The organism is Curtobacterium sp. TXMA1 (assembly GCF_020162095.1).
Taxonomy (GTDB): Bacteria; Actinomycetota; Actinomycetes; order Actinomycetales; family Microbacteriaceae; genus Curtobacterium.
Genome location: NZ_CP083910.1, coordinates 242,614 through 268,007, shown reverse-complemented (window position 1 = coordinate 268,007; position 25,394 = coordinate 242,614). Strand labels below are relative to the sequence as shown.

Here is a 25,394-nt window from a genome sequence, read left to right as displayed (position 1 = left end):
ATGAGCACCAACCCCGCCTTCACCACCCCTCCGGCGGAGACCACCCGCCCGGACCTGCAGGGCACCTTCGGCATGGCCGCGTCGACGCACTGGATCGCGACCGCGACGGCGCAGTCGGTCCTGGAGCGCGGCGGCAACGCCTTCGACGCCGCCGTCGCCGGTGCCTTCGTCCTGCACGTCGTCGAGCCGCACCTGAACGGACCCGGCGGCGACGTGACCGCCGTCTTCGCGACGGCGTCCGACAAGACCCCGACGGTCCTGATGGGCCAGGGACCGGCCCCGGCCGGCGCGACGCCGGAGCACTTCCGCGCCGAGGGCCTCGACCTCGTCCCGGGAGCGGGTGCCCTCGCGGCCGCCGTGCCCGGCGCCGTGGACGCGTGGTTGCTGCTCCTCGCCGAGCACGGCACGTGGGAGCTCGCCGACGTGCTCGCCCCCGCGATCGGGTACGCCCGCGACGGCCACCCGGTCGCCCCTCGGGTCGTCGCGACCATCGCGACCGTGCAGGACCTGTTCCGCGACCACTGGCCGTCCTCCGCCGAGCGGTGGCTGCCGGGAGGCTCGGTGCCGGTCCCCGGGACGATGGTGCGCAACGAGGCCTACGCCGCGGTCCTGGAACGGCTCGTGCAGGCCGGGTCCGGTGTCACCGCAGGCGACGACACCGCGGATGACGAGACCGCCGGCGCGCGCGTCGCGCGCATCGAGGCGGCCCGGACCGAGTGGGCCGAGGGCTCCGTCGCGCAGGCGATCGACACGTTCGTCCGGACCCCCCACCGGCACGCGTCCGGGACCGACCACGCCGGAGTGGTCCGCGCGTCGGACCTGGCGGCGTTCCGGGCGTCGACCGAGCCCGCGACGACCGCCGAGTTCCGCGGGCACACGATCGCGAAGACCGGGCCGTGGGGCCAGGGTCCGGCGCTCCTGCAGACCCTCCGCCTGCTCGACCCGCTGGACGACGAGCGACTCGACCCGTCCACCGTGCTCGGCGCCCACACGATCGCCGAGGCGCAGAAGCTCGCGCTGGCGGACCGCGAGGCGTACTACGGCGACGGCGACGTCCCGATGGCCGAGCTCCTGTCCGACGCGTACTCCGACGAGCGTCGCGCCCTGATCGGCGACCGCGCCTCGCACGAGCTCCGCCCGGGCACGGTCTCGGTACCGGCCGGCGCGCTGCCGCCGCTCCGCGTGACCTACACGCCGGGCGGCGAGCCGATCGCCGGCGTCGGCGAGCCGACCGTTCCGGGTGCCCGCGGGGACGCACCGACGACCGGCGCCGTGGCCGTCCCCGCCGAGGACGACGCCGTGCACGAGGACCGTGGCGAGCCGATCGTGATGGCGACCGGCGAGACCCGCGGTGACACGTGCCACATCGACGTCGTCGACCGCTGGGGCAACATCGTCAGCGCGACGCCGTCCGGCGGGTGGCTGCAGTCCTCGCCGACGATCCCCGAGCTCGGGTTCTGCCTGGGCACCCGCATGCAGATGACCTGGCTCGAGGAGGGCACGGCGTCCACGCTGACCCCCGGCGCCCGGCCCCGCACGACGCTCACGCCGACGCTGGTGCTGCGGGACGGCGAGCCCGTCGTGGCGATGGGCAGCCCGGGCGGCGACCAGCAGGACCAGTGGCAGCTGCTCTTCCTGCTCCGCACGATCGTCGGCGGGTGGACCCCGCAGCAGGCGATCGACGCCCCCGCACTGCACACGACGTCGTTCCCGGGGTCGTTCTGGCCCCGCACCTGGACCCCCGGCGGCCTCGTCGTCGAGGACCGTCTCGGGGACGACGTCATCACCGGGCTCGAGGAGCTCGGCCACGTCGTCACCCGGGCCGGCGACTGGTCGCTCGGCCGCCTGTCGTGCGTGACGCGCGACCCCGACACAGGCGTCATGGGCGCCGCCGCCAACCCGCGAGGAGCACAGGGCTATGCCGCAGGACGCTGAGAACGTGACGACGACCGCCGGGGCCGCACCGCGCCTCCCGTCCGACACCGGAGCCGACACCCTGCTCTCGGTACGCGACCTGCGGGTCGCGTTCGGCGACCGCGAGGTGCTGCACGGCGTCGACCTCGACGTCCGCCGCGGCGAGCGCGTCGCGATCGTCGGCCAGTCCGGCTCGGGCAAGTCGACGCTGATCGCGGCGCTGCTGCGGCTGCTGCCGGGCGCCGGGCACATCACCGGTGGGGACATCCGGCTCGGGTCCGACGACATCGCCCACGCCGACGAGACGCTCATGCGCCGCGTGCGTGGTGGTCGGATCGGTCTCGTCCCGCAGGACCCGTCGACGAACCTCAACCCGTCGATGCGGGTCGGTGCGCAGATCGCGGACGCGCTGCGGGCCGGCGGCCTGCGTGGTCGGACGGCGATCCGGCAGCGGGTCGTGGAGCTCATGACCGAGGCGGGCATCCCCGAGGCCGGCCGGCGCGCGGGCCAGTTCCCGCACGAGTTCTCCGGCGGCATGCGGCAGCGCATCCTCATCGCGGTCGCGCTCGCCCGGCAGCCCGAGCTGCTCATCGCCGACGAGCCGACCAGCGCGCTCGACGTGACGGTGCAGCGCCAGATCCTCGACCACCTGCAGACCCTGGTCGACCAGCACGGCACGACGCTGCTGTTCGTGACGCACGACCTCGGTGTCGCGGCCGACCGGACCGACCGTGTCGTCGTGATGCTCGACGGCGACATCGTCGAGCAGGGTGCCCCGGAGGCGATCCTCCGCGATCCGCAGCACGAGTACACGAAGCGGCTCATCGCGGCGGCCCCCGCCCTGTCCGGGGTGGCACCGGAGCCGGTCAGCGCCGGCGAGCCGATCCTCGTCGTGTCCGACCTGGTCAAGGAGTACAAGCTGCGCGGCCGGGGCGCGGGGACGCTGAAGGCCGCCGACGGGGTGTCCTTCGCCGTCCGGCGGGGCACGACCACCGCGGTCGTCGGCGAGTCCGGCTCGGGCAAGACGACCGTGGCGCGGATCGTGCTCGGGCTGGAGACCCCGACGTCGGGCACCGCGCTGGTGGACGGCAAGTCGATCGGCACCGCGCGTGGTGCCGAGCGACGGGAGATCCGTCGACGGGTGCAGCCGGTGTTCCAGGACCCGTACGGATCACTCGACCCGACCTCCACCATCGAACGCATCATCGACGAGCCCCTGCGCGTGTTCGGCATCGGTGACCGGGCGTCGCGCACCGAGCGGGTCGCGACGCTGCTCGACCAGGTCGCACTCCCCCGCGAGGTCGCGCAGCTCCGACCGAACGAACTGTCCGGCGGGCAGCGGCAGCGCGTGGCGATCGCCCGGGCACTGGCGCTCGAGCCAGAGCTGATCATCCTCGACGAGGCGGTGTCGGCGCTCGACGTGCTCGTGCAGGAGCAGATCCTGGCGCTGCTCGAGGAGCTGCAGGACCGACTCGGGCTGAGCTACCTGTTCATCACGCACGACCTCGGGGTGGTCCGGCGGATCGCCGACGACGTCGTGGTGATGCGTCGGGGCGAGGTCGTCGAGCGGGGCAGCGTCGCAGCGGTGTTCGACGACCCGCAGGAGCAGTACACGAAGGACCTGCTCGACGCGATCCCTGGTCGGAGCCTCGCCGAGGCGGCTGCGTGACGCGTTCCCGGGCCGCCGACCGGCGCGGTGTGGCACGATCAGCACCGTGCTGAACGGGACGAGCGTCATCGACGCCATCCGCCACGACATCGTCACCGGCGCCCTGCAACCGGGCACCCGGGTGACCGAGGCGTTCCTCGCGGAGCGCCACGGGGTCTCCCGGGTCCCGGTCCGCGAGACGCTCCGCGGGCTCGAGGGCGAGGGCTTCGTCGTCTCGCGTCCGAACGTCGGCTCGCGGATCGCCGACATCCCCTTCGACGAGGCCGACGACCTCTTCGCGGTCCGCGAGTCGCTCGAGACGGCCACCGCCCGCCGCGCCGCGACCCGTGCCCGGACGCTCTTCGCGGCCGACGCCCCACCCGAGGACTGGTGGCGCGTGCGCCGCGAGCTCGGTGCGGTCCTCGACGAGGGGGACGCGGCCGTCGGGCGGGACGAGCTCGACCTGCTCGTCGACCTCAACGAGCGCTTCCACCTGCTCGTCGCCGAGCTCTCCGGCAGCTCGACGCTCGCGACCCTGCTCCGCCAGCTGTCGCGGAAGATCGAGTGGCTCTACGCGCTCGACACCTCGTCACGCGGCAAGCGGTTGTGGCCCGACCACCGTCGCATCCTCGCGGCGATCGACGCGGGGGACGTCGAGGCAGCGGCCGAGCGGATGGCGTGGCACGTGCGCGAGAGCCGCATCGGCTACGCGGCACGCACGTCCCCGGAGCAGGCCGACGTCCTGCGCTCCGCGGGCCCGGCCGTCTGAGGCCGAGCCCCGAGCGCGCTGACACTCAGAGCGTCGGCACGACCACTGCGCGGCCGGACAGTTCACCGGCCTCGAGCTTCCGGTAGGCCTCGAGCGCGTCGGACAGTGCGAACCGCTCGACGTCGGGCTCGATCTGCCCGGCGCGGTACATCGCGACGACCTCGTGCAGGTCCTCGATCGTGCCCCAGTACGTGTTCGTGATCGTCGACTCGTACGGCGTCGAGAAGAAGTTCCACTCGACCGTGCCGCCGGCGATCCCGACGACCGTGAGTCGCCCGCCGATCGCCATCGAGGCCTTCGCGGTCGCGATCGTCGGCGTCGCCCCGACGAAGTCGAACGCCGCGTCGACGCCCCGACCGCCGGTGAGCTCGCGGATCGCAGCCGCCTGGTCGGGGCCGGCCGGGACGGTCACCGCTCCACGAGCCGCAGCGCGGTCCATCGCGTCCTGCTTCGTGTCGGTCGCGATCACGGTCGCACCGGTCAGGGCCGTGAGGATCTGCACGGCGATCTGCCCGAGGCCACCGAGGCCGACCACGAGCGCGTACCGCCCGCCACCCGCCAGGTTCGGCAGCGCGGCCTTGATCGCGTGGTACGGCGTGAGGCCGGCGTCGCTGAGCGGAGCGGCGGCGATCGGATCGGCGTCCCCGAGGGGTACGAGGTTGCGGGCCGGCACGGTGACGTACTCGGCCATGCCGCCGTCCCGCCCGAGGCCGATGGCGGCGTAGGGGTTCGTCGCCGCGTGCTCGCAGTAGGTGTCCTGGCCCTTGGAGCAGTACGAGCAGTGCCCGCAGCCGACCGGTCCGTAGACGAGGTACGCGTCGCCCTCCGTGAAGCCGGTCACGCCGTCGCCGACCGCTTCGACCCAGCCGGAGTTCTCGTGGCCGAGGACGAAGCCTGGAGCCTGCGCTCCGGGCTGCCCCTCCTGGAACTCACGGTAGACGGCGACGTCGGAGTGGCACGCCCCGGCACCGGCGACCTTGAGCAACACCTCCCCCGGGCCAGGAACGGGCTTCTCGACCTCGGTCAGGACGGGGAACGTCCGGTACTGCTGGAACACGACGGCGTGCATGGGTGTCCTCCTTCGACCCGCTCAGACTACGCCTGTCGATCAGCACGACAGGTGTCGATCGGATTCCCGACCCCGGCGAGCGGGTCGGGGCGCGCCGGCACCTGCGTACTCCCCGAGAGCCGGTTGCGAGAACGATCGTTCTCCGATTGACTGGCGACGGCTCAGAACGGGCCTCCCCCAACGAAAGGAGCGGGTATGCCCACGCGCACCGCACGCACCGCCTGGCACGGCGGCCTCAACGACGGTTCCGGCCAGGTCGAGCTGTCGAGCTCGAAGGTCGGCACCTACGACGTCTCCTTCCCGAAGCGCGCCGCTGACGAGGCCGGTGGCACCACCAGCCCCGAGGAGCTCATCGCCGCGGCCCACTCGGCCTGCTACGCGATGCAGTTCTCGGCCATCCTCGGCGAGGCCGGCGGCACCGTTGAGGCGCTCGACGTCAAGGCCGACGTCTCGCTCGGCCCGGACAGCGCGGGCGGCTTCAAGCTCACCGGCATCACCCTGACCGTCAACGGCGAGGTCTCCGGCATCGACGAGGCCGCCTTCCTGAAGGCCGCCGACGAGGCCAAGGCGACCTGCCCGGTCTCCAAGGCACTCACCGGTGTCGACATCGAGCTCAAGGCGACCTTCGAGCAGTAGTCGTCACGTCCCACGGGACGTCACCACGTGACGGACGGGAGGCGCGGTGCCAGCTGGCACCGCGCCTCCCGTCCGTTCGTCGGTACCGTGGTGCGCATGCGCCGCCTCTTCGGGACCCGCACGCACACCGTCGCGTGGGCGGGCGCCCTCGTCTCGCTCGTCGGCGTCCTGCTCCTGGCGGCGCGACGACTCGAATCGTCCGGCTGGATCGCGGGTGCGACGAGCCGTGACTTCGCGTTCGTCAGCGGGGACCGACCCGGACAGCTCGTCGCCGGCGCGGTCCTCGCCCTGGTCGGCGGGATCGTGGCGGCCGTCTGCACCGTACGCCTCGCCCGGACCGGGACACTTCGTGTGCTCCTGGCGGGCATCGTCCTGCTCGTCGCCGGTGTCGTCCTCCTCCTCGCAGCACCGAACCCGTCGTTCGGGTGGTTCGCCTACGCGCCCCTCGCCGACGAGGCCGTGCTGCCGATCACGCACACCTGGCAGGAGCGCGTGGGGCAGGTCGTCGTCCTCGTCGGTGCCGTCGTCACCGCGTTCGCGGTCGGACGACTCAGCACGCAGCGTCGGCACTGACGGCGTCCAGCCGACGTCCGGACTCGGGTGTGCACGGCTGGCACCATTGACGGATGGCCGAGCAGTTCCTCCCCGGCGTCCCGCGGCCCGGGCGTCCACCCCGGCCGCGCGTCCGCAACCTCGCACAGCACGACATCCGCGACGCCCGCGCCCGCCTGCGCGGCACGATCTACGAGGACGTCACCCCCGACACCCGCCCTCGCGAGCAGTACTCGCCCGTGCAGATCGTCGACTTCTGCCTCGACCTGGCAGAGGTCATGCTCGCCTCGGGCGCGGACACCCGCAGCGTCGAGACCGCCGTCGTCGCGGTGTCCACGAAGTGGAACCTGGCGCCGCTCGACCTCGACTTCTCGGGCAGCTCGGTGACCATCCAGTACGCCCCCTCCGACCACCCGCCGCTCGTCAAGGTGCGGACGGTGCAGTCGGACGGCTCCGACCTCGACCGGCTCGCACGCGCCAACCAGATCGTCGACGACCTGGTGCACGGCGAACGCGACATGACGAGTGCGGTGAGCGCCCTGGTGGCGGTGCTGCGCCTGCCGAGCCGCTGGCCGTCGTGGCTCGCCGACGTCGGACTCTCGGTGCTCGGCACCTCGATCGCGATGCAGGCCGGTGGCGGGTGGCGCGCCGGCGTCGGCGCCTTCGTGCTCATGCTCGGGATCATCCTGTCCGGGCGGTGGCTGACCGGTCGGGGCTTCCCGCAGTTCTTCGTCTCGGGAGCCCAGGCCGCGGTCGCCTCGGCGATCGGCACGCTGGCGATCTGGGCCGACGTCCTCACCGCGACCGGGGCGGCCACGATGGTCGCCGCGCTCGTGGTCCTGCTGCTGCCGCACGTCTCGCTCGTGACCTGGGCGCAGGACGCGATCTCGGGCTTCCGGGCGATGGCGGTGGCCCGGGCGTTCTACATCGTGCTCGTGATCGCGGCGATCGTCGTCGGGGTCCCAGCGGGCATCGCGGTGCTGCAGTGGCTCCGGATCGAGGTCGACCCGTCGGGCATCGTCCTGCAGCCGCTGCCGCTCTGGGCGTCCCTGTCCCTGACGGTGGTGTCCGCGGCGGCGAACTGCTTCGTGCAGCAGGCCAGCGCGCGGGTCATCCCGGTGGCGGTCGTGTTCTCGGTCGCCGCCGGGGCGTTCCTCTGGGAGCTCCGGCACCTCGGCATGCCGCTGCTCGGGGCGACGTTCATCGCCTCGGTGCTGCTCGGCGTGCTGTCCACCATCGCCGCCGCCCGGATGCGCACGGCGGTCGCGGCGATCGCGGTCCCGGCGTTCTGCGGTGCGCTGCTGCCCGGTGTCGCGGTGTCCGATGCGCTGCTGCACTTCATGTCCGGGTCCTCCGGCGCGGCGCTCGACTTCGTGGCGGCGGTCTCGGTGGCGCTCGGCATCGGAGCGGGGCTCGTGCTCGGCGGCCTCGTGGCGACCCCGGGCGCGCGGCGGGCCCTGCGGCGTGCACGCCGGGTCACGGTGCACTCGGTCCACAACGACACGACGGCGATCCCCGTGCTGCGGGACACCGGGTACGACCCGGGCAACGGCTCGGTGCCGCGGGGTCACCGCCCGCGCTGAACGCGGTTGCGTGCGCGGGCCCCCGAACGAGTTCACGGGCTGGGCGACACCCCACGCGCTCGGAAGCCCGTGAGGTGTCGCCCAGCCCGTGAAGTGGACGCCGCGGCGCTCAGCCCTTGTCGGAGACGGCCTTCGTCACCGCGGTGGGCGCGTCGTAGTCGCCGTCCGGGATGCCCTTGAGCGCCTCGAGGACGTCACCGGGGGCGTCCTCCTTCTCGGCGGTCGCGACGATGTCGTCCTTCGAGGCCGGGTAGTCGATGCCGCTGAGGTACTTCTGGACCTGGATCGGGTTCGGTGCTGCCATGTCGGTTCCTTCCGTCGGAGCCTCCATGACTACGCCTGCGCGCCTGCGGGGCGACCCGGCTGCGCGCCTCGCGGCCAGGCGTCAGATCTCCCAGCTCCCGCCGTCGCTCCACTGCGAGAAGCGCTGCGCCGCCTGCGGCTCGTACCGCTCCATCCACCCGCGTTCGAGCCGCGCGACTGCCCGATCGAACGCCGGCACGAGGTCGAGGTCCGGCCGCAGCATGGCCTGCAGCTGGAGCCCCTCGTACAGCGCGATGAGTTGCTCGGCACCCCGTCGCGGCTCCATCGTGTGCGGTGCCCGGCCGACGGCGATGTCGTGCTCGAGCCCGCGCCGGATCTGCGAGAAGAAGAGCTGGTAGCGCGACCGCAGGTAGGTGGACATCGGGTGCTCGGGGTTGCCCGCGACGGAGAGGAGCGCGACGAGCAGCCGCATGAGCGCGGGGTCCTCGGCGTTCGAGGCGACGATCGCTCGCAGCAGGTCGACCGTGGGGCCGTCCCCGACCTCGTGCGCGACCTCCTCCAGACGCGCGCCGTTCCACCGGTCGACGGCCGCGAGCACGAGGCCGTCCCAGGAGGGGAAGTGCTGACGGAGCTCCGCGGTCGTGATGCCCATCCGGTCGGCGACCATGCCGACGTGGGCCTCGTGGAAGGGCACGTCGCGGAGGACGTCGACCGTGGCGCCCACGATGGTGATCCGCAGGTGCAGGGTGGCGGCCGCGGCGGCTGCCGCCTGCGTGTCCGCGCTGGTGTGTTCGAGCATCGTGCCCTCCGTCGTGCGGCGGACGTCCTGTCCGCACCCCTGATCCAACCGCAGTGTCGGGGGACACGGCATCCCCGGTCCGGGTGTCGGCATGTCGGGGGACAAGTGACGACTCCAGCGTGTTCGGGGTCTTCCGTGCGACGATGCCGGGATGGACCCGCAGGACCCCGTCGCACAGGGACTCGCCACCATGGCGTCGGCCGGCTTCGAGTTCGGCGGCGACGACGAACAGGTCGCGCACGACGTCCGGACGATGTGGGAGCAGCTCGGCTCCCCGGTCGGCGCCTTCGACGCGGCAGCCCGGGCGATCGCGGGACTGCCGCAGCGGCCCGAGGTCTCGATCGCCGACCAGGCCCGTCGCCGGGCGTTCGAACGCGCGGTCGGGATCAACCCGGTCGAGGTCGAGCTGACGGCGGCGATGTCGGCGCGGGAGCTGCTGGAGCGGATGGCACGGTCCGTCGCCTGCTGACGCGATCCTGGGGCGGACGGACGGGAGGCGCGGTGCCGGCTGGCACCGCGCCTCCCGTCCGTCACCGGTGGCGTCTACGGCGTCGGCATGCCGCCGTCGACGTGGAGCGTCTCGCCGACCACGTAGGACGACTCGCCGCTCGCCAGGAAGACGAACGCCGGCGCGAGCTCGGCGGGCTGGCCCCAGCGGCCGAGGTAGGTCTGCTCACCGGCGGACGGCAGCGCCTCCGGCGGCTGGCCACCGGCCGGCTGCAGCGGGGTCCAGATCGGCCCGGGAGCGACGGCGTTGACGCGGATGCCCTTCGGCGCGAGCTGCGCTGCGAGGCCCTTCGCCATGTTGTTCACGGTCGCCTTCGTGGCGGCGTAGTGCACGAGGTGCGGCGACGGCGCGTAGGCCTGGATCGACGTGGTGTTGATGATGGTCGAGCCCGGCTGCAGGTGCGGGACGGCCGCCTTGGTGATGCGGAACGTCGCGTAGGCGTTCGTCTTGAAGGTCTCGTCGAACTCCTCGTCCGAGATCTTCGTGATGTCGTCGACGTTCTGCTGCTTGCCGGCGTTGTTGACCAGGATGTCGAGTCCGCCGAGGCCGTCGACGGCCTTCTGGACGAGCTCCTCGCAGAAGGCCAGGTCCTTGATGTCGCCGGGGATGGCGACGGCCTTGCGACCGGCCGCCTCGATGAGCCCGACGATGCGGTCGGCGTCCTCCTGCTCCTCGGGCAGGTACACGATGGCGACGTCGGCACCCTCGCGGGCGTAGGCGATCGCGACCGCCGCGCCGATGCCCGAGTCACCGCCGGTGACGAGCGCCTTACGGCCCTGCAGGCGGCCCGAGCCGCGGTAGGTGTCCTCGCCGTGGTCCGCGGGGACGTTCTTCGCCATCTCCTCGTCGGTGCCGGCGCCCTGCAGGTACTGCTCGTCCGGCTTCTTGTCCGCGTACATCGCGGTGGGGTCCTGCATCGAGTACTGGTCCAGCCCCGACTGTCCGGGCCCCGTCTGGTCGTTCTGCTGCTCCGTCATGGGCTGGACGCTACGCACCGGGACACCCCCGCCCGTCCAGCCGGCTGTCCCCCGCACCGCGTTCCGTGACACATCCCCAAGATCACGAACACGTGACGAGCGGGCTGCGATTCGGTAACACCTGTCGTCCTGTCCGGTCGCGCGTCGTACGGTCGACTGGTGACTCCCCGTACCTTGCTCGCGCTCGGCGCTGCCGCGCTCGCCTTCGCGGCCGGCACGGTCGGGTCCGACATCGCGGCTCCCGGGGGTGCAGCGCCGGCCGCTGCTGCCGAGGACCGCGGCGACGTCACCAGCACGGCGCAACCCCTGGTGCGGGTCACCGACCGCGAGCTCCGACGCGTCGACACCGTCGAGCTCGACGCCGAGACCCTGGTCCTCCGTCGCGGTGACGCCACCGTGGCAGACCTCCCGATGCGCGACGCCAGGTCCACCGTCTCGCTGCTCAACCGCCTGCTCGGCACCCCGTCGCGCACGCAGACCGCAGTCGGCGACGGCGGTGCGTGCTTCCCGGCGGGGACCACCTACACCTGGGGCGGCGCGGTCCGCGTCGCGGCGCTCGACACACCGTCCTCGGTGGGCAACGCGGTCGAGGTCCGCGTCCTGCGGGACTCGGTCCGCAGTCGGGCCGGCGACCGGATCGAGCTCACCGGGCCCGACGGCGTCCAGGTCGGCGACGACGTGTCGGACCAACTCGACGCGGCGCCCCGTTCGGACAAGGTCTCGTTCGGGTCCGGCGACACCCAGGCGTGGCAGCTCCTGCTCGAGCCCGGCTGGGCACCGGACGACGACGGCACGACGACGGACGACCCGCGAGCCGAGCACGACGCCGACTCCTCGCAGACGGACGAGAACGGCGCGGCCGAGCAGGGCGCGAACGGCGTCTCGGCGCTCACGAACGACACCGAGGTCACCGTCATCGGCTCACCGATGCCGGTCCACGCACGACGCTCCTGCTGACGCGACCCGCTCGAGGCCGCCGTGGGGGACCCGCCCCGGACGATCAGCCCGCGCGCAGGGTCGCCACCACGGGGAAGTGGTCGCTCGCGGCCCAGGTATCGGGCCCGTCGTGGTCCATCACCACGCGCTCGGCCGTGACGTCGCCGCGGGTCAGCACCCAGTCGATCCGCTCGCCCGAGTCCACCGGCGCCTGCCAGCCGTTGAACGATGCCGTGCGGTCGTCGGGGTCACCGGCGTCGGTCCAGGCGTCCCGGTACCCGGCGTCGGTGAAGACCCGGGACGCCGGGCCAGCCCCCCAGGGCTCGTTGCAGTCGCCCGCGAAGACGACCGGACCCTCGACCGGTGCGAGTCGCTCGACGACCAGGGCCGCACTGCGACGACGGACCTCGTCCCCGTGCTCGTTCTCCTCGTGGTCGAAGTGCGCGGTCAGGAGCGTGAACGCCGCACCCTCGGCGTCGAGGAACCGAGCGTGGTTCGCGACCCGGGGGTACAGGCTCCCCCAGGTGTTCGACACCGGCTCGTCCGGGGTGTCCGAGAACCAGAACGTCCCGACGTCGACGGGGCGGAGCCGATCGCGGCGGAAGAAGACCGCGGCGTGCTCCCCCGCGGTTCCGCCCTCGCGGCCCTGGCCCACCGCGTCGTGGTCCGGCAGCCCCTCGCGCAGCGCGTCCATCTGGTGGTCGAACGCCTCCTGCACGCACAGGACGTCCGGGTCGTGCCGACGGATGACGTCGAGCACCAGCGGCAGTCGCGCCGGCCAGTCGTGCCGCGGGTCCGGGTTCTTCACGTTGTAGGTCATCAGGGTGATCGGACGTGCGACGTGGCTCACCGGTCGAACCTACCGACCGGCGACCCCCGACCGCCCCAGGGTCCGGCGCAACGCCTGGACGCCGTCCCGCGCCCGGGTCTTCGCCGTCCCGACGGGGACGCCGAGGCGCTCGGCGAGCTCGGGGCCGCTCAGCTCGGCGAGGTGCCGGAGCACGACCGCCTCACGTTGCCGCTCGGGCAGGGCCGCGACCGCCCGCCGCAGGGACTCGCGCTCGAGCACGCCCTCGGCCCGCTCGACGGATGCGTGGTCGACGGCGTCGGCGTACCAGGCTCCGACGCGGGCGTCCCGCTGCCGGTCAGCCTCGGCCTTGCGGACACGGTCGATCGCCCGCCGCTGCGCGATCGTCCGGATCCAGGACACCGGTGGGTGGCGCGGGTCGTAGCGGTCGGCGATGCGCCAGAGCTCGAGGAGGACGTCCTGCACGACCTCCTCCGACTGCCACCGGTCCACGACGTGGTGCCGGACCCAGTGCTCGACCAGCGGGCGGAACCGGTCGTGGAGTCTGGTGAACGCCACACGGTCCCCAGCGGCGACGTCGAGCAGCAGCTGCCGTTCCTCGTCGCGGCGGTGGAGCAGGTCGTCGTGCACCGTGACATTCCACATGCCGGTCCTGACGATCGGCAACTCCGACGCCCGGCTGTCGAGGGATCGGCAGCCCACTGTCGGCCGTCTGTCAGTTGATGCAGACGCCTTCCTGACCGTAGTTCTTCACGTCCGTCGAACTCGGCGCGGGCTCCGGCTCCGTCGGCTGCGACGCCTCGGCCGTGGGCGACTCCTCGGCCGGGGCCGGGGCGGCGTCGCCGGGCGTGGCCGGCGCGGTGACGGTGACACCGTCGGACCCGAGGACGAGCGTGACGCCGGTGACCGAGGCGGACCGCACGGCGACCGCTCCGGGCACCACCGCCGCGACGGCCTTGGCCTGCGCCTCCTGTCCGGCGGGGTACTGCACCTGGGTCTTCTGCGTCGTGTCCGACGAACCGGGCGTCCCGACCTGGAACCCGCGCGCGGTCAGGTTCGCGGTGGCGGTCGCGGCGGCGCCCGATACCCCGCTGCCGTTGAGCACGGTCACGGTCGTCGCTGCAGGCTCGGCGGCCGTTGCCTTCGTGTACTCCTCCGGTTCACCCACCAGGCCCTGCACGAAGGCGGGGAGGCCGACGGTGTCGACCTCGACGATGGAGAGCGGGCCCGACCTCGTCGAGATGGTCGGGGTGCCGAGCGTCGGGATCGTCGCCGACTGGATGTTGCCGGGCCGCAGGTTCCGCATCTGCGTCGCGAGGGAGACCAGGTCGGTGTCCGTCTGGATCGAGCCACCGACGGCGCTGAGGATGTTGTTCATCTTGATCGGGTTGAGCAGGGTGCCGGCGGAGAGCACCTTGCGGGCCTCCTGCGACAGGAAGTACTGCTGACGCACGTTGCGGTCGAGGTCGCCGTTCGGCAGCCCGTGCCGCTGGCGGACGAAGGAGAGTGCCTGCTTGGCATCCAACTCCGACGTGCCCGCCGGCAGGTCGACGCCGGAGTACGGGTCCTTCACCGGGTTGTTCAGGCAGACCTCGACCGGCCCGAGCTCCTTGACCACCTGGTAGAAGCCGAGCAGCGACACCCGGACGTAGTGGTCGATCGTCAGGCCGCTGAGGTCCTGGATCGTCTGGATGAGCAGTTTCGCGCCGCCGGTGTCGCCGCCCCCGTTGAGGGTGCCGTAGTAGAACGCACTGTTGAGCTTGCCCTTGCCGACGCCGGGGATCGAGACGTACGAGTCGCGCGGGAACGAGATCATCGTCGCCTGGGTCCCGTCGGCGTTGATGTGCAGGACGATCATCGTGTCGGTGTTGGTCGCGCCGCCGTCGGACTCGGTGCTCAGCTCCGCCATCTCCTCCGGCGTCGCGTTGTCCGGGCGGTGGTCGTCACCGACGAGCAGGATGTTCTGCGCCTGGCCGTCCACGTCGTCACCGTCGTCGTCCGACCGCGGGCTGATCGCATCGATCTTCGTCACGCCGTTGTTCAGGCTCGTGTACGCGAACGCGACGTAGCCGCCGGTCAGCGCGAGCCCCATGGCGAGCACGCCCGCGACCGCCGGCAGGACCACCCCGCCTCCGCGCTTCTGGCGCCCGTGGCGCGGCGGCACGTGGCCGCGGCGGGCACGGCGCGTCGTCTGCTCGGGTTCGATGCTCACCCGGAAACCATAACGGCACAGCGTGGATCGGACAGGGAGATCCCTGGGGGTTCCCGGTCGACGCTGTACGTGCGGGGCCTGGCCGGCCCGAGGGACCCGCTCAGTCCCGCGTCGGCAGGAGGTGGATCGCCTCCATCGCGAGCTCGGCGGCGATGGGCTCGCCCGCGGCGACCGCGGCGCGGAGCTTCACGAGCTCGGGGCGCACCACGTCGGTGGGGACGAGCTCGGCGAGCTCGGGGACCCGGAGCCGGAACGCGAGGCCGTCCGTGGTCGAGCGGCACAGCTGGGCGAGCGCGGCGTTGCCGCAGGCGTCGGCCCACATCGAGTAGATGTCCGCACCCTCGCGTGCGACCTCGGCCTGCTGATCGGCGTCGAGACGCGCCAGGACGTCGTCGAGCACCCCGAGGACCCGCTCGCGTTCGGCGTCCGAGAACCGCGGGACGGCCAACCGGACGACACCGCCGTAGATGACGCCGAGCGTTCGGTACGCGTCGAGCAGTTCGTCCTTGGTCGGGGCGGCGACGCGCGTGTAGCGGTTCGGCGCCATCTCGATCAGTCCGGCTCGGGCGAGTTCCGCCAGTGCCTCGCGGATCGGGGTCCGCGAGACGCCGAGCCACGCGATGAGGTCGTCGTCGTTCAGCCGTTCACCGGGCTCGAGCGTGCCGTCCATGATCGCGTCGCGGATCTTGTCCTGCACGGTGTCACGGAGGAGCTTGCGCTCGGCGGCCGGCTGCGTGGAGGGGACTGGCATGTCACCAGCGTGTCACATGTGACGGGCTGCGCGCGAGAGGCGCGACGGCCACCACGCCCGCCGTCCCAGGTCGATCACGAGCGCGGGGACGAGCAGGGACCGGACCACGACCGTGTCGAGCAGCACACCGAACGCCACCACGAAGGCGATCTGTGCCAGGAACAGGATCGGGATGACGCCGAGCGCCGCGAAGGTCGCCGCCAGGACGATGCCCGCCGAGGTGATCACGCCACCGGTCGCCGCGAGCCCGCGGAGCACGCCCTCCCGCGGACCGTGCCGCAGCGACTCCTCGCGCACACGGGTCATGAGGAAGATGTTGTAGTCCACCCCGAGCGCGACGAGGAACACGAACGCGTACAGCGGCACGGACGGGTCGGCCCCGGGGAACCGGAGGACGTGGTCGAACACCAGTGCACCGACACCGAGCGCGGCTGCGAAGGACACGACGACGCTGCCGACGAGCACGAGCGGGGCCACCACGCTGCGGAGCAGCAGCACGAGGATCAGCAGGATCACGGCCAGCACCACGGGGATGATGACCGACCGGTCCCGGATCCCCGTGTCGTTCGTGTCGACGGCGGTGGCGGTGACACCACCGACGACCGCCTCGGGGTCGACCCGCTCGACGGCGGCGCGGAGGTCGCGGACGGTCTGCTCGGCGGCGGCGGAGTCGGCGGGGTCGGCGAGGGTCACCTCGAGCAGGACGTCGCCACGCGACACCGTCGGCGCCGCCGCGGCCGTGGCGTCCCCGGCGCCGGCGTCCCCGGCGCCGACGTCCTCGCCGACGGCGACCGTGCCCGACGGCGAACCGGTCGAGGCGGCGACCACGCCGTCGACCCCGCGGACCGAGCGGACCGCGTCGACGAGGGCGTCCAGGTCCCGCTCGGCGCCGATCACCTGCGCCGGGCTGCCGGACCCACCGGGGAAGTGGTCAGCGAGGACGCGCTGGCCGTCCCGGGCCTGGGACGCCCCGATCACCAGGTCGCTCTGCGGCACGCCGTCGGCCCGGAGCCCGACCAGTCCGCTGCCCATCGCCAGGAGCGCCACGGTGCAGACGATCCAGACCGTCCGGGACCGTCGCGCGACGAGACGCCCGACCCGCGCCCACAGTCCGGTCGCGTCCGGACCGGTCGTCGGGCGGTCTCTGGAGCCGAACGCCGGTCGCAGCGGCCAGAACGCCGCCCGTCGGAACGCCAGCAGCAGGGCGGGGAGCAGGGTGAGTGCGGCGAGCAGGCTGAACGCGATCCCGATCGCCGCCACCGGACCGAGCGCCTTGTTCGAGTTCAGGTCCGACAGGAGCAGGCAGAGCACGCCGACGATGACGGTGCCGCCCGAGGCGACGATCGGCTCGAACGCCCCGCGGAGGGCAGACCGCGTGGCCTCCCAGCCGGTGCGGTGCGCTCGGAGCGCCTCGCGGTAGCGCGCCGTGTAGAGGAGCGCGTAGTCGGTCGCGGCGCCGATGACCAGGATCGACAGGATGCCCTGCACCTGCCCGTTGACGGTCACCACGCCGGCCTTCGCCAGCGCGTACACGACGAGGATCGAGGCGCACAGGGCGAAGGTCGCCGTGCCGAGCACCAGGAACGGCAGCAGCGGCGAACGGTAGACCACGACCAGGATGACGAACACCGCGGCCAGCGCCACCCCGAGCAGCAGGCCGTCGATGCCCGCGAACGCCTCGGTCAGGTCGGCCGTGAAGCCCGCCGGTCCGGTGACGTACCCCGCGACGCCGGCGGGCAGCGCGTCGTCCACCGTGGTCCGGATCGCCGTGACCGCGTCCCCGGTGTCCGCACCCTCGGTCAGCGTCGCGACGATCTCGGCCGCGTCGCCGTCCTCGCTCGGGATCACCGGACTCGTGCCCTGGACGTCGTCCCGTGCACCGAGGTCCTCGGCGATCCGGTCGGCCGCCGCGAGGTCGTCGCGCGTCAGCCCCCCGTCGCGCTCGAGCACGACGATCGCCGGCGCCCCGGACGCCTGTCGGAACTCCGCGGCGCGTTCCTGCACCCGCGTCGCGTCCGCCGACGCCGGCAGGAAGGACGTCTGGTCGTTCGTGGCGACCTCGGAGATCTTGCCGAAGACGGGACCGCCGATCCCGGCCACGACGAGCCAGGCGAGGATGACGAGGGCGGGCAGGACGACTCGGAGGAACCGGGGCACGTCGGCGAGCGTACACCGATCATCAGCATGCTGTCTATCTGCCCGGGAGCGGCTCGCCTCGGAGTCGCGCCCGTAGACTCCCCACCATGCACGAACCCGCGGAGCAGTGGCCCCTCGGACGCCTGCTCTCCGCCGCCGCGCGTGCCGTCGAACGCGAGTGGGACGAACGACTCCGGGCGGTCGGCTTGACGCACGCAGCCCTCGTCGCGATCGACATCCTGCTGCGGACCGGCCCGACGGGCGCCGACACCCTCGCCAGGACCGCGCGCGTCCAGCCGCAGACGATGTCCCGGACACTCGAGCGCGCCGAGCGGGACGGCCTGGTCGAGCGGACGTCGCACCCGGAGGACCGTCGGCGACGCGTGGTGACCGTCACCGACGAAGGGCGTCGGGCGTGGGAGACCGCGCAGCACATCGAGCGAGAGGTCCTGCCGGAGGACGTCGAGCTGCGGCAGCGCCTCACCGACGTCCTCCACCGCTCGTGACATTGAAATACCACATGCACTAGACTCCTCGGGTCGGCGCAGGGCCGACCCGATCCGCAGGAGTCCCGATGTCCGAGCGTCGCGCCGCACGAGCTGCGGCGGAAGCAGCAGCAGCCGAATCGAGAGCCGCCGCGAAGGCAGCAGCAGCCGAAGCGCGAGCAGCGGCGAAGCGCGCTCGGGCGTCGGCCCGCAGGAAGCGCCCGGCGCTCGTCGCGCTGCTCTCCACGCTCGGTGCCCTGGCCGGTGTCGCCACCGTGCTCGCGGTCGTCGCGGCGGCCTTCGTCGGCAGCCTGGCCCGGAGCTTCGACACCCACGCCGAGGCGATCCCCGAACCGTTCCCCGTCGGCGACCGACCTGCGCCGTCGAGCGGGGCCGAGAACATCCTGCTCATCGGGTCGGACTCCCGCTCCGGCCTCGATCCCGACGGCGACCACGCTGCGGGGGGACGGTCGGACACGCTGATGCTCGCCCACGTCCCGGCCGACCGCCGGCACGTCTACCTCATGTCGATCATGCGCGACTCGTGGGTCGACGTCCCGGGCCACGGCCAGGCGAAGATCAACGCCGCGTACTCGTGGGGCGGTGACCCGCTCACGGTGCAGACGGTGGAGCAGCTGCTCGACGTGCGGATCGACCACGTCGCCGAGATCGACCTCGCCGGGTTCGAGGGCATGACGGACGCGCTGGGCGGGGTGACGGTGCAGTCCCCGCAGGACTTCACCGCACGGGGCCACCACTTCGTCCGCGGCGCGAACCGGCTCGACGGCGAACAGGCCCTGGCGTTCGTGCGGGAGCGGTACGCCTTCGCCGACGCCGACCACACCCGCGTGCGGAACCAGCAAGCGTTCCTGCGCGGGGTGTTCGACCAGGTCGTCTCCCGCCGCACCCTGACGAACCCGGGCCGACTGCAGGAGTTCGTCACCGCGACCAGTGAGCACCTCGCGGTCGACCCCGGCCTCGACGCCACGACGATCGCCCGCCTCGGGTGGTCGCTGCGCGGGGTCCGGCCGGACGACCTCGTCACGTTCACGATGCCGACCGCGGGCGGCGGGACCACCCCGGACGGGCAGTCCTTCGTCCGGCTCGACGAGCACGACCGCGCGGCGATCTCCACAGCGCTGCGATCAGACGACCTGCAGCAGTGGCTCGACACCCGACCGCGATAGACGCGCCCAGGAGACCCGTCACACGAGACGCACGACACGAGACCCCCGCGGCACGTGTGCCACGGGGGTCTCGTCGGATCGGGAGGTCGATCAGGCGGGGAGCTGGAGCTCCTGGCCGGCGTAGATCAGGTTCGCGTCGTCGATGGTCGACGTGTTCGCGGCCCAGAGCTTCATGTAGCCACCGTCGATGTTCAGCTTCGTCGCGATCTGGTCGAGTGTGTCGCCCGACTGGATCGTGTACGTCTTGCCGCTGGTCGGCACGGCGGCCGGCTTGCTCGACACGGCAGCCTTCGGCGCCGCCGGCGTGGTCGCCTTCGGAGCAGCCTGCGTGGTCGCCTTCGGGGCGGCCGGCGTGGTCGCCTTCGGCGCGGCCTGCTGCGGTGCAGCCGGAGCCGGAGCCGCGGCCTGCGGTGCGGCGCCGGTCGTCCCGCTCAGACCGAGCTTCGCGGAGCAGGCGGGCCATGCGCCCCAGCCCTGCGAGGCGAGGACGCGCTCCGCGACGGCGATCTGGGCCTCGCGGCTCGCGGAGGCCGGGTTGCCGGTGCCGCCGTGCGCCTGCCAGGTGCCGAGGTTGAACTGCAGGCCACCGTAGTAGCCGTTGCCGGTGTTGATGGCCCAGTTGCCGCCGGACTCGCACTGCGCGAGGGCGTCCCAGGTCGAGCCGGACGCTGCGTTCGCGGGCGCTGCCGCGAGGCCGACACCGGTCGCGGCGATGCCGGCGAACGCCAGGCCACCGACGATGGTGCGGGTACGGGAAAGCTTCTTCATGGTTGATCGCTCCACCGGGACCACGGACCCGGGGCCCGCCTGAGCGGACCCGGTCGCCACTGCCCGTCCCGACCGATCGCGGTCGTGTCGTGGGGTGCGCCGCCGGGGGCAGTGGTCTCGTGCCGGTGGCGCTGGTCGGCAACCATAGGAAATCCGTGACTGTTATCAAACCGAGACAATGGGTTCTACCCGTGAGTGCTATGTCCCCCACCGGCTTTCCTGAGTGCCCCGATCACCATGGGCGCGCAGATCGGTCTGTACCCGGGTACGTCACCTTGGCAGTTTCCTGGCAATGCTGCGGCCGGGAGGCGGACGGCGGCCTGGCCGCGAGCCTCCCGACCGCCGCCTGGTCGCGTCCTGGTCAGCGCCTGGAAAGCAGCGTCACGGCCTCCAGGTGACCGGTCTGGGGGAACATGTCGAGCACGCGCGCCCGCCGCAGACGGAGCGACGGCATGCGCGCGAGGTCCTTCGCGAGGGTGACCGGATTGCAGCTCGAGTACACGACGTGGTCGACGTCGGACTCCTCGAGCCAGGTCGCGAGCGTCTCGCCGATGCCCCGGCGGGGCGGGTTCACGACGACCAGCTCGGGCAGCGCGTCCGGCCGCGCACGGAGGGCGTGCTCGGTCGCGTCGTCGGCGGCGAAGCGGAGGTCGGTCAGCCCGGCCTCCCGCGCGGACTGCTTTGCGGACCGGATGGCCTCGCGGCTGGTCTCGACCCCGGTCACGGCACGACCGGGGCGCGCGGCGTGCAGGGCGAAGCCGCCGACCCCGCAGTACAGGTCCCACATCGATGCCGGTGCGACCTCGTCGATCCACGCCGCGGCCTGGTCGTACAGCTGGCTCGCGACGCTCGTGTTCGTCTGGAAGAAGCTCTGGGGACGCAGGTGCATCGTGACGCGGTCGAAGCGCATCGGCAGCGTCTCCTGCTCGGTCAGCACGACCTCGCGCTCGCCCTCCGTCACCGCCTTGTGCTCCGGCAGCAGGTTCGCGGTGACCACGACCGCCTCGGGCAGCACCCGTCGCAGGTCGTCGAGGTGCTCGCGCAGCCGGGGCAGTTGTCCCTCGGAGCGCAGCACGAAGCGCACCATGAGCTCGCCGTCCGGGGACTCGGTCACGAGCACGAACTTCAGCTCCCCGCGACGAGCGGCGACGTCGTACGGGATCAGCCCGGCGTCGGCGATGAAGTCCGCCAGGACCGGGAGCGCCCGCTGGATGCCCGGCTTGCAGATGCCGCAGTGCCGCAGGTCGACGCCGCGCTGCCGGTGGTCGAGGATCCCCACCGTGGGACGCTGCACGGTGCCGCCGACCACCATCTTCGCCTTGTTCCGGTAGCCGGACTCCGGGCTGGTGATCGCGGGCAGCCACTCCACGGCGCCGGCACCACCCGCGGCCTCGACGGCGTCGTGCAGGAGTTCGCGCGTCCGGATCTCCTTGTCGAGCACCTGGTCGCCGTAGGGCTGGCCCATGAGCGTGCACGACCGGCACACCCCCGGTCGAAGTAGTCGCACTGCATGGCCGGCTCAGGATACGGCAGCGGCGTCCCGGGTCGTGGTCGCGATGCGGTACAGCGAGGTCGTCGCGGTGACGAACAGGGTCGTGCCGTCGTCACCGCCGAAGCAGAGGTTCGAGACGACCTCCGGCACGGGGACGTCCCCGATGCGGGTGCCGTCGGGCGCGGACACCGTCACACCCCGGTGCGTCGAGGACCACAGGTTGCCGTCGACGTCGACGCGGATGCCGTCCGGGACCCCCTCGCCCTGGTCGAGCCGGACGAACACGCGGCCGTTCTTCACCCGCGTCCCGTCGACGTCGTACGCGCGGACGACCGGTTCGTGCGCCGACGAGCTCGCCACGTAGAGCGTCCGTCCGTCGGGCGAGAAGGCGATGCCGTTCGGCTCCTCGACGTCGAGCACCACGGGACGCAGGTCCTGACCGTCCGGGCCGCACCGGAACACCCAGTGGTCGCCGTACTCCCGCTCCCCCGGGTGCCCCTCGCGTGGCTGCGTGATCCCGTACGCCGGGTCGGTGAACCAGATCGAGCCGTCCCGCGCGACGACGACGTCGTTCGGCGAGTTCAACCGCACGTCCGCCCAGGCGTCGACGACCGGTTCGACGACGCCGTCCCGGTCGCGCTCGACCCGGCGCCGGCCGTGCGAGCACTGCACGACGGACCCGTCACGGTCGAGGGTGCGGCCGTTCGTGTACTCGACACCCGACGCGTACACCGTCGTCCCGCCGGACTCCTGGTCCCACTGGAGGATCCGGTCGCCCGGGATGTCCGACCACCGCAGCGTGCGACTCGACGGGATCCAGCACGGTCCCTCGGCCCAGGTGCTGCCCGTCGCGATGCGCTCGATCGCATCGCGATCGGGGACGAGGTCGGTGAGGCTCGGCACGGGGGTCCTCCTTCGGACGGTGCCCCCACGCTACGGCGTCAGGCGACCGCAGCGCCCTCGGCGCGACGCCGCACGGCCTTCTCGACCGCCGAGATCGCGAGGCCGAGCAGGATCGAGGCCACGACCGCGAGCGCCGTCACCAGGAAGGGCTGGTCGCGACTCCAGCTCCCGGTGGCGGCGGCGATGCCCACGCAGTAGGCGGCCCAGACGACGTCGGCGACGAGGCAGGTGACCAGGAAGCGCCGGAGGTCGAGCCCGCTGTCGGCACCGACCAGGTTCGTGGTGAGCCGACCCATCGGGATGAACCGACCGAGGACGGCGATGCGCCCGGGGGCCTTCCGGTACCGGGCGTCGATCGACTCGCGCGCCCTGCGGACCTTCGGGCGGCTGAACCACGACCGCGATCCGAGGTCGACGGTCCGCGCCAGGTGCCAGAGCGCGACGTCGCCGAGCACCATGCCGATCGTCGCCGCCACCACGAGGACGAGCACCGGCAGGAGGCCGCCGTCACCCCCGACGAGCAGCGTGCCGATCGCCACGACGAGCGCCTGGCTCGGCAGGAAGACCGCGACGCTGCCGACGGCGAGCACCAGCCCGACGACGAGGAACGCCCAGGGCGTGCCGACGAGCTGGAGCACCGTCTCCTGCGCTGCGTCCACCGGTCACCTCCGTCGACGCGGGCGCGTCGACCTCGATCATCCCAGGTCGGGGTCCGGTCGGTGCTCGGTCCGTCGCACGATCTCGCGCATCACGTCGGCGGCCTCGTCCGGTCGACCGCCGGCGACCGCCTGCGCGAGCGTGCGGTGGAGTCCGACGTCGTGGCGGTCCGGACGGATGCTGCCGCGCTCACGGAGCGCCTCCCCGACCACCCGGTGCAGTCGTCGGTACAGCGCGTTGCCGGACAGGTCCAGCACGAGGGCGTGCAGCCGGATGTCCGCGATGGTGAAGTCGAGGCGGCGGTCCTCGGCCGCGGCGGACGCGAGCTCGTCCGCGGTGGCGAGCAGCGCCTCCCGGCGGGCCGCGCACTCGTCGAGGGGAGCTCGTCGGGCGGCTGCAGCGGCGGCTTCCGGCTCCACGGCGGTCCGCAGCTCGCGGAGCTCGGCGGACACCCGCGCGGCGTCCGGTCCCTGGAGGCGCCAGCGGACGACCCGTGGATCGAGGACGTCCCAGTCGGCGGGGTGCGCGACGACCACGCCGACCCGGGGCCGGGCACGGAGCATGCCGAGGGCGACGAGGACCCGGACGGCCTCGCGCACGATGCTGCGGCTCGCGCCCGACCACGCGACCAGGTCGTCCGTGCTCCGGCGGCTGCCCGGGGCGAAGGTACCGGTGACGACGGCGGTGCCGATCCCGTCGAGCACCCGGTCGAAGGCGCTCGTCACCGCTGCGCGACGGGCGACAGGACCAGCTCGTCGATCCGCACGTGCGCCCGCTGCCCGAGCACGAAGACGACGGTCCGGCCGACGTCCTCGGGCTGCAGCATCCGTGCACGGGCCGCCGCGTCGGGGACCTCGGGCCGCTGGTCGAGGAAGTCCGTGGCGACGTCGCCCGGGCACAGGTGGGTGGCGCGCACGCCGTGCTCGGCCTCCTGCTGGTTGAGCGTCCGGACGATCGAGCCGAGTGCGGTCTTGCTCGCCGAGTACGCGACACCGGCACCCGGCTGGAAGGACCAGCCCGCGTACGACGACACCACCACGACCACGCCGCCCGACTGCCGGAGCGCCGGCAGCACTGCGTCGACGACCGTCACCACCGCCGTCGTGTTCGTGTCGAGGACGGCCCTGACGTCGGCGAGCGACTGGTCGGCCCACCGTCGCGCCGGCGCGTTCAGCCCCGCGGCGAGCACCAGGCCGTCGATCCGCCCGTGCCGCTCGAGCACCGCGTCACGCGCGACCGACACGGCTCCGGCGTCCGTCACGTCGAGCGGCAGCACGTCCACCGTCCCGCCGGCCGCTCGGACCTCGTCCGCGACCTGGTCGAGTCGGTCCCGCCGACGACCGCTGAGCACGACCGTCCATCCGTCGCGGCCTGCGGCGACCGCGCTGGCCGCTCCCATGCCGCTGCCGCCACCCGTGATCCAGAGCACCTTCGCCGTCATGCTCGAATAGTATGACGATTCGAGGCACGGGTGCCCCCGTTGCCGGAGCACACCGACGACGGGAGCGACGATGCACCTCGACCTGACCGACCGCGTTGTGGTCGTCACCGGCGCCGGCAGGGGCATCGGCCGGACCCTCGCCGCACGCTTCGCCGCCGAGGGGTGCCGGGTCGTCGCGTTCGACCTCGCCTTCGACGACGGCGACGCCGTCGACGACGTCGACGCCGCACCGATCGTCGACCGGATCGCGTGCGACGTCGCCGCTCCCGGCTCCGTCCGGGCCGCCGTGGACGAGGTGGTGCGCCGGCACGGGACGATCGACGTGCTCGTCAACAACGCGGGCATCAACGTCACCGGGACCGTCGCCGAGCTCGGGTGGGACGAGTGGCGACGGTGCATGGACGTCAACCTCGGCGGGACCTTCCTGGTCAGTCAGGCGGTCGCGCCGGTGATGCAGGCCGCCGGACGCGGGAGGATCGTCAACGCGGCGTCGTTCGCGGCCATCGTGCCGAGCGTCGGGAGTGCGGCGTACGCGGCGTCGAAGGCCGCGGTGGTCTCCTTCACGCGGGTGCTGGCGTCGGAGCTCGGCCCGTGGGGCATCACCGTGAACGCCTACGCGCCCGGGATGGTGCCGACCGCCATGAACGGGTTCGCCGAGATGCCGCAGGCCGACCAGGACCGCCTGCTCGACACGCTGTCGCTCCGGCGGTGGGAGACGCCGGACGACGTCGCCGACCTGCTGGTCTTCCTGGCGAGCGACGCCTCCGCCTACGTCACGGGGACGCTCCTCGACGTGTCCGGTGGCAAGCTCGCGACGCAGATCCCGGCACGGGCGCACGGTCGCTGAGGTCGGGTGCGGAGCAGAGTGGAGGAGCCGGCTCGGACGAGCGTGCCTGTCC

At 72.8% G+C, this 25,394-nt stretch carries 25 protein-coding genes and 1 pseudogene; 11 read left to right on the top strand and 15 right to left on the bottom strand.

Features of this window, described 5'->3' with window-relative positions; all coding sequences use genetic code 11:
- From LCG91_RS01420 to LCG91_RS01410, 3 genes are read left to right on the top strand one after another with little or no spacing between them, the layout of a single operon-like run.
- Positions 1-1,935 carry a gamma-glutamyltransferase family protein gene (locus LCG91_RS01420; protein ID WP_224442242.1) on the top strand — a complete coding sequence of 645 codons (1,935 nt, stop codon included), beginning with the start codon at positions 1-3 and terminating at the stop codon, positions 1,933-1,935.
- Complete coding sequence (locus LCG91_RS01415) at positions 1,919-3,583, top strand: dipeptide ABC transporter ATP-binding protein (RefSeq protein WP_411955821.1); 1,665 nt, start codon at positions 1,919-1,921, stop codon at positions 3,581-3,583. The genes LCG91_RS01420 and LCG91_RS01415 overlap by 17 nt, the downstream gene beginning before the upstream one ends.
- A gap of 46 nt (positions 3,584-3,629) precedes the next feature.
- The gene (locus tag LCG91_RS01410) at positions 3,630-4,331 is read left to right on the top strand and encodes a GntR family transcriptional regulator (protein WP_224442241.1); all 702 of its coding nucleotides are present in this window, start codon (positions 3,630-3,632) and stop codon (positions 4,329-4,331) included.
- Between the two features lie 25 nt (positions 4,332-4,356).
- On the opposite strand, the gene LCG91_RS01405 is transcribed toward LCG91_RS01410, so the two are convergent.
- A complete protein-coding gene (locus LCG91_RS01405; RefSeq protein WP_224442240.1) occupies positions 4,357-5,400 on the bottom strand; it encodes an NAD(P)-dependent alcohol dehydrogenase in 1,044 nt (347 codons plus the stop codon).
- Between the two features lie 195 nt (positions 5,401-5,595).
- Between LCG91_RS01405 and LCG91_RS01400 the strand changes: the two genes are divergently transcribed.
- The 3 genes from LCG91_RS01400 (at position 5,596) to LCG91_RS01390 (ending at position 8,171) form a co-directional block, all read left to right on the top strand.
- Positions 5,596-6,036 carry an OsmC family peroxiredoxin gene (locus LCG91_RS01400; protein ID WP_058727514.1) on the top strand — a complete coding sequence of 147 codons (441 nt, stop codon included), beginning with the start codon at positions 5,596-5,598 and terminating at the stop codon, positions 6,034-6,036.
- Positions 6,037-6,132: 96 nt separating this feature from the next.
- Positions 6,133-6,609 (top strand): hypothetical protein, encoded by a 477-nt coding sequence (locus LCG91_RS01395; RefSeq protein ID WP_224442239.1) that lies wholly within the window; start codon positions 6,133-6,135, stop codon positions 6,607-6,609.
- 53 nt (positions 6,610-6,662) lie between these two features.
- The gene (locus LCG91_RS01390; protein ID WP_058750332.1) at positions 6,663-8,171 is read left to right on the top strand and encodes a threonine/serine exporter ThrE family protein; all 1,509 of its coding nucleotides are present in this window, start codon (positions 6,663-6,665) and stop codon (positions 8,169-8,171) included.
- Between the two features lie 109 nt (positions 8,172-8,280).
- Here the strand turns inward: LCG91_RS01390 and LCG91_RS01385 are convergent, their stop codons facing one another.
- The gene (locus LCG91_RS01385) at positions 8,281-8,475 is read right to left on the bottom strand and encodes a DUF2795 domain-containing protein (protein WP_058727511.1); all 195 of its coding nucleotides are present in this window, start codon (positions 8,473-8,475) and stop codon (positions 8,281-8,283) included.
- Between the two features lie 81 nt (positions 8,476-8,556).
- Positions 8,557-9,234, bottom strand: coding sequence for a TetR/AcrR family transcriptional regulator (locus LCG91_RS01380; RefSeq protein WP_058727510.1), 678 nt, complete (start codon positions 9,232-9,234; stop codon positions 8,557-8,559).
- A gap of 151 nt (positions 9,235-9,385) precedes the next feature.
- Here LCG91_RS01380 and LCG91_RS01375 point away from each other — a divergent pair, with 151 nt between their 5' ends.
- Positions 9,386-9,703: a hypothetical protein gene (locus LCG91_RS01375; protein ID WP_224442238.1), complete on the top strand. Its 318-nt coding sequence runs from the start codon at positions 9,386-9,388 to the stop codon at positions 9,701-9,703.
- Positions 9,704-9,777: 74 nt separating this feature from the next.
- Here the strand turns inward: LCG91_RS01375 and LCG91_RS01370 are convergent, their stop codons facing one another.
- Positions 9,778-10,719 (bottom strand): SDR family oxidoreductase, encoded by a 942-nt coding sequence (locus LCG91_RS01370; RefSeq protein WP_224442237.1) that lies wholly within the window; start codon positions 10,717-10,719, stop codon positions 9,778-9,780.
- 159 nt (positions 10,720-10,878) lie between these two features.
- Here LCG91_RS01370 and LCG91_RS01365 point away from each other — a divergent pair, with 159 nt between their 5' ends.
- The gene (locus LCG91_RS01365; RefSeq protein ID WP_224442236.1) at positions 10,879-11,676 is read left to right on the top strand and encodes a hypothetical protein; all 798 of its coding nucleotides are present in this window, start codon (positions 10,879-10,881) and stop codon (positions 11,674-11,676) included.
- A gap of 43 nt (positions 11,677-11,719) precedes the next feature.
- On the opposite strand, the gene LCG91_RS01360 is transcribed toward LCG91_RS01365, so the two are convergent.
- From LCG91_RS01360 to LCG91_RS01340, 5 genes are all read right to left on the bottom strand, one after another.
- Complete coding sequence (locus tag LCG91_RS01360; RefSeq protein WP_224442235.1) at positions 11,720-12,505, bottom strand: endonuclease/exonuclease/phosphatase family protein; 786 nt, start codon at positions 12,503-12,505, stop codon at positions 11,720-11,722.
- Positions 12,506-12,514: 9 nt separating this feature from the next.
- On the bottom strand, positions 12,515-13,108 hold the full coding sequence (locus LCG91_RS01355; RefSeq protein ID WP_224442234.1) for a sigma-70 family RNA polymerase sigma factor: 594 nt from the start codon (positions 13,106-13,108) through the stop codon (positions 12,515-12,517).
- Between the two features lie 70 nt (positions 13,109-13,178).
- Positions 13,179-14,675, bottom strand: coding sequence for an LCP family protein (locus LCG91_RS01350; protein WP_224442233.1), 1,497 nt, complete (start codon positions 14,673-14,675; stop codon positions 13,179-13,181).
- Between the two features lie 100 nt (positions 14,676-14,775).
- On the bottom strand, positions 14,776-15,426 hold the full coding sequence (locus LCG91_RS01345; protein WP_058727503.1) for a GntR family transcriptional regulator: 651 nt from the start codon (positions 15,424-15,426) through the stop codon (positions 14,776-14,778).
- A gap of 12 nt (positions 15,427-15,438) precedes the next feature.
- Complete coding sequence (locus LCG91_RS01340; protein ID WP_224442232.1) at positions 15,439-17,583, bottom strand: MMPL family transporter; 2,145 nt, start codon at positions 17,581-17,583, stop codon at positions 15,439-15,441.
- Between the two features lie 86 nt (positions 17,584-17,669).
- Here LCG91_RS01340 and LCG91_RS01335 point away from each other — a divergent pair, with 86 nt between their 5' ends.
- Both LCG91_RS01335 and LCG91_RS01330 read left to right on the top strand, forming a co-directional pair.
- Complete coding sequence (locus LCG91_RS01335) at positions 17,670-18,068, top strand: MarR family winged helix-turn-helix transcriptional regulator (protein ID WP_224442231.1); 399 nt, start codon at positions 17,670-17,672, stop codon at positions 18,066-18,068.
- A gap of 68 nt (positions 18,069-18,136) precedes the next feature.
- Positions 18,137-19,234: an LCP family protein gene (locus tag LCG91_RS01330; RefSeq protein WP_224442230.1), complete on the top strand. Its 1,098-nt coding sequence runs from the start codon at positions 18,137-18,139 to the stop codon at positions 19,232-19,234.
- Between the two features lie 90 nt (positions 19,235-19,324).
- On the opposite strand, the gene LCG91_RS16450 is transcribed toward LCG91_RS01330, so the two are convergent.
- From LCG91_RS16450 to LCG91_RS01295, 6 genes and pseudogenes are all read right to left on the bottom strand, one after another.
- On the bottom strand, positions 19,325-20,002 hold the full coding sequence (locus LCG91_RS16450; protein WP_058749091.1) for a transglycosylase family protein: 678 nt from the start codon (positions 20,000-20,002) through the stop codon (positions 19,325-19,327).
- Between the two features lie 361 nt (positions 20,003-20,363).
- Positions 20,364-21,514 (bottom strand): annotated as a pseudogene (rlmC, locus tag LCG91_RS01315) (23S rRNA (uracil(747)-C(5))-methyltransferase RlmC).
- A gap of 7 nt (positions 21,515-21,521) precedes the next feature.
- The gene (locus tag LCG91_RS01310; RefSeq protein WP_224442229.1) at positions 21,522-22,397 is read right to left on the bottom strand and encodes an SMP-30/gluconolactonase/LRE family protein; all 876 of its coding nucleotides are present in this window, start codon (positions 22,395-22,397) and stop codon (positions 21,522-21,524) included.
- Positions 22,398-22,435: 38 nt separating this feature from the next.
- Entirely contained in the window at positions 22,436-23,056 is a 621-nt protein-coding gene (locus LCG91_RS01305) for a DedA family protein (RefSeq protein ID WP_224442228.1), read from the bottom strand.
- 36 nt (positions 23,057-23,092) lie between these two features.
- Positions 23,093-23,779 carry a FadR/GntR family transcriptional regulator gene (locus tag LCG91_RS01300; RefSeq protein WP_058749095.1) on the bottom strand — a complete coding sequence of 229 codons (687 nt, stop codon included), beginning with the start codon at positions 23,777-23,779 and terminating at the stop codon, positions 23,093-23,095.
- Positions 23,776-24,495: an SDR family oxidoreductase gene (locus tag LCG91_RS01295; RefSeq protein WP_224442227.1), complete on the bottom strand. Its 720-nt coding sequence runs from the start codon at positions 24,493-24,495 to the stop codon at positions 23,776-23,778. Before LCG91_RS01295 ends, LCG91_RS01300 begins: the two co-directional genes overlap by 4 nt.
- A 70-nt stretch (positions 24,496-24,565) precedes the next feature.
- Here LCG91_RS01295 and LCG91_RS01290 point away from each other — a divergent pair, with 70 nt between their 5' ends.
- A complete protein-coding gene (locus LCG91_RS01290; RefSeq protein WP_224442226.1) occupies positions 24,566-25,342 on the top strand; it encodes an SDR family NAD(P)-dependent oxidoreductase in 777 nt (258 codons plus the stop codon).
- Positions 25,343-25,394: the final 52 nt, after the last annotated feature.

What these genes read in the sequence shown, in the direction of transcription:
- LCG91_RS01415 (WP_411955821.1), top strand. Translation starts at nt 1,919, where the DNA reads ATGCCGCAGGACGCTGAGAACGTGACGACGACCGCCGGGGCCGCACCG.
- LCG91_RS01380 (WP_058727510.1), bottom strand. Translation starts at nt 9,234, where the DNA reads ATGCTCGAACACACCAGCGCGGACACGCAGGCGGCAGCCGCCGCGGCC.
- LCG91_RS01375 (WP_224442238.1), top strand. Translation starts at nt 9,386, where the DNA reads ATGGACCCGCAGGACCCCGTCGCACAGGGACTCGCCACCATGGCGTCG.
- LCG91_RS01345 (WP_058727503.1), bottom strand. Translation starts at nt 15,426, where the DNA reads ATGCCAGTCCCCTCCACGCAGCCGGCCGCCGAGCGCAAGCTCCTCCGT.
- LCG91_RS01335 (WP_224442231.1), top strand. Translation starts at nt 17,670, where the DNA reads ATGCACGAACCCGCGGAGCAGTGGCCCCTCGGACGCCTGCTCTCCGCC.
- LCG91_RS01385 (WP_058727511.1), bottom strand. Translation starts at nt 8,475, where the DNA reads ATGGCAGCACCGAACCCGATCCAGGTCCAGAAGTACCTCAGCGGCATC.
- LCG91_RS01405 (WP_224442240.1), bottom strand. Translation starts at nt 5,400, where the DNA reads ATGCACGCCGTCGTGTTCCAGCAGTACCGGACGTTCCCCGTCCTGACC.
- LCG91_RS01370 (WP_224442237.1), bottom strand. Translation starts at nt 10,719, where the DNA reads ATGACGGAGCAGCAGAACGACCAGACGGGGCCCGGACAGTCGGGGCTG.
- LCG91_RS01420 (WP_224442242.1), top strand. Translation starts at nt 1, where the DNA reads ATGAGCACCAACCCCGCCTTCACCACCCCTCCGGCGGAGACCACCCGC.
- LCG91_RS01330 (WP_224442230.1), top strand. Translation starts at nt 18,137, where the DNA reads ATGTCCGAGCGTCGCGCCGCACGAGCTGCGGCGGAAGCAGCAGCAGCC.
- LCG91_RS01390 (WP_058750332.1), top strand. Translation starts at nt 6,663, where the DNA reads ATGGCCGAGCAGTTCCTCCCCGGCGTCCCGCGGCCCGGGCGTCCACCC.
- LCG91_RS01355 (WP_224442234.1), bottom strand. Translation starts at nt 13,108, where the DNA reads ATGTGGAATGTCACGGTGCACGACGACCTGCTCCACCGCCGCGACGAG.
- LCG91_RS01295 (WP_224442227.1), bottom strand. Translation starts at nt 24,495, where the DNA reads ATGACGGCGAAGGTGCTCTGGATCACGGGTGGCGGCAGCGGCATGGGA.
- LCG91_RS01395 (WP_224442239.1), top strand. Translation starts at nt 6,133, where the DNA reads ATGCGCCGCCTCTTCGGGACCCGCACGCACACCGTCGCGTGGGCGGGC.
- LCG91_RS01400 (WP_058727514.1), top strand. Translation starts at nt 5,596, where the DNA reads ATGCCCACGCGCACCGCACGCACCGCCTGGCACGGCGGCCTCAACGAC.
- LCG91_RS01290 (WP_224442226.1), top strand. Translation starts at nt 24,566, where the DNA reads ATGCACCTCGACCTGACCGACCGCGTTGTGGTCGTCACCGGCGCCGGC.
- LCG91_RS16450 (WP_058749091.1), bottom strand. Translation starts at nt 20,002, where the DNA reads ATGAAGAAGCTTTCCCGTACCCGCACCATCGTCGGTGGCCTGGCGTTC.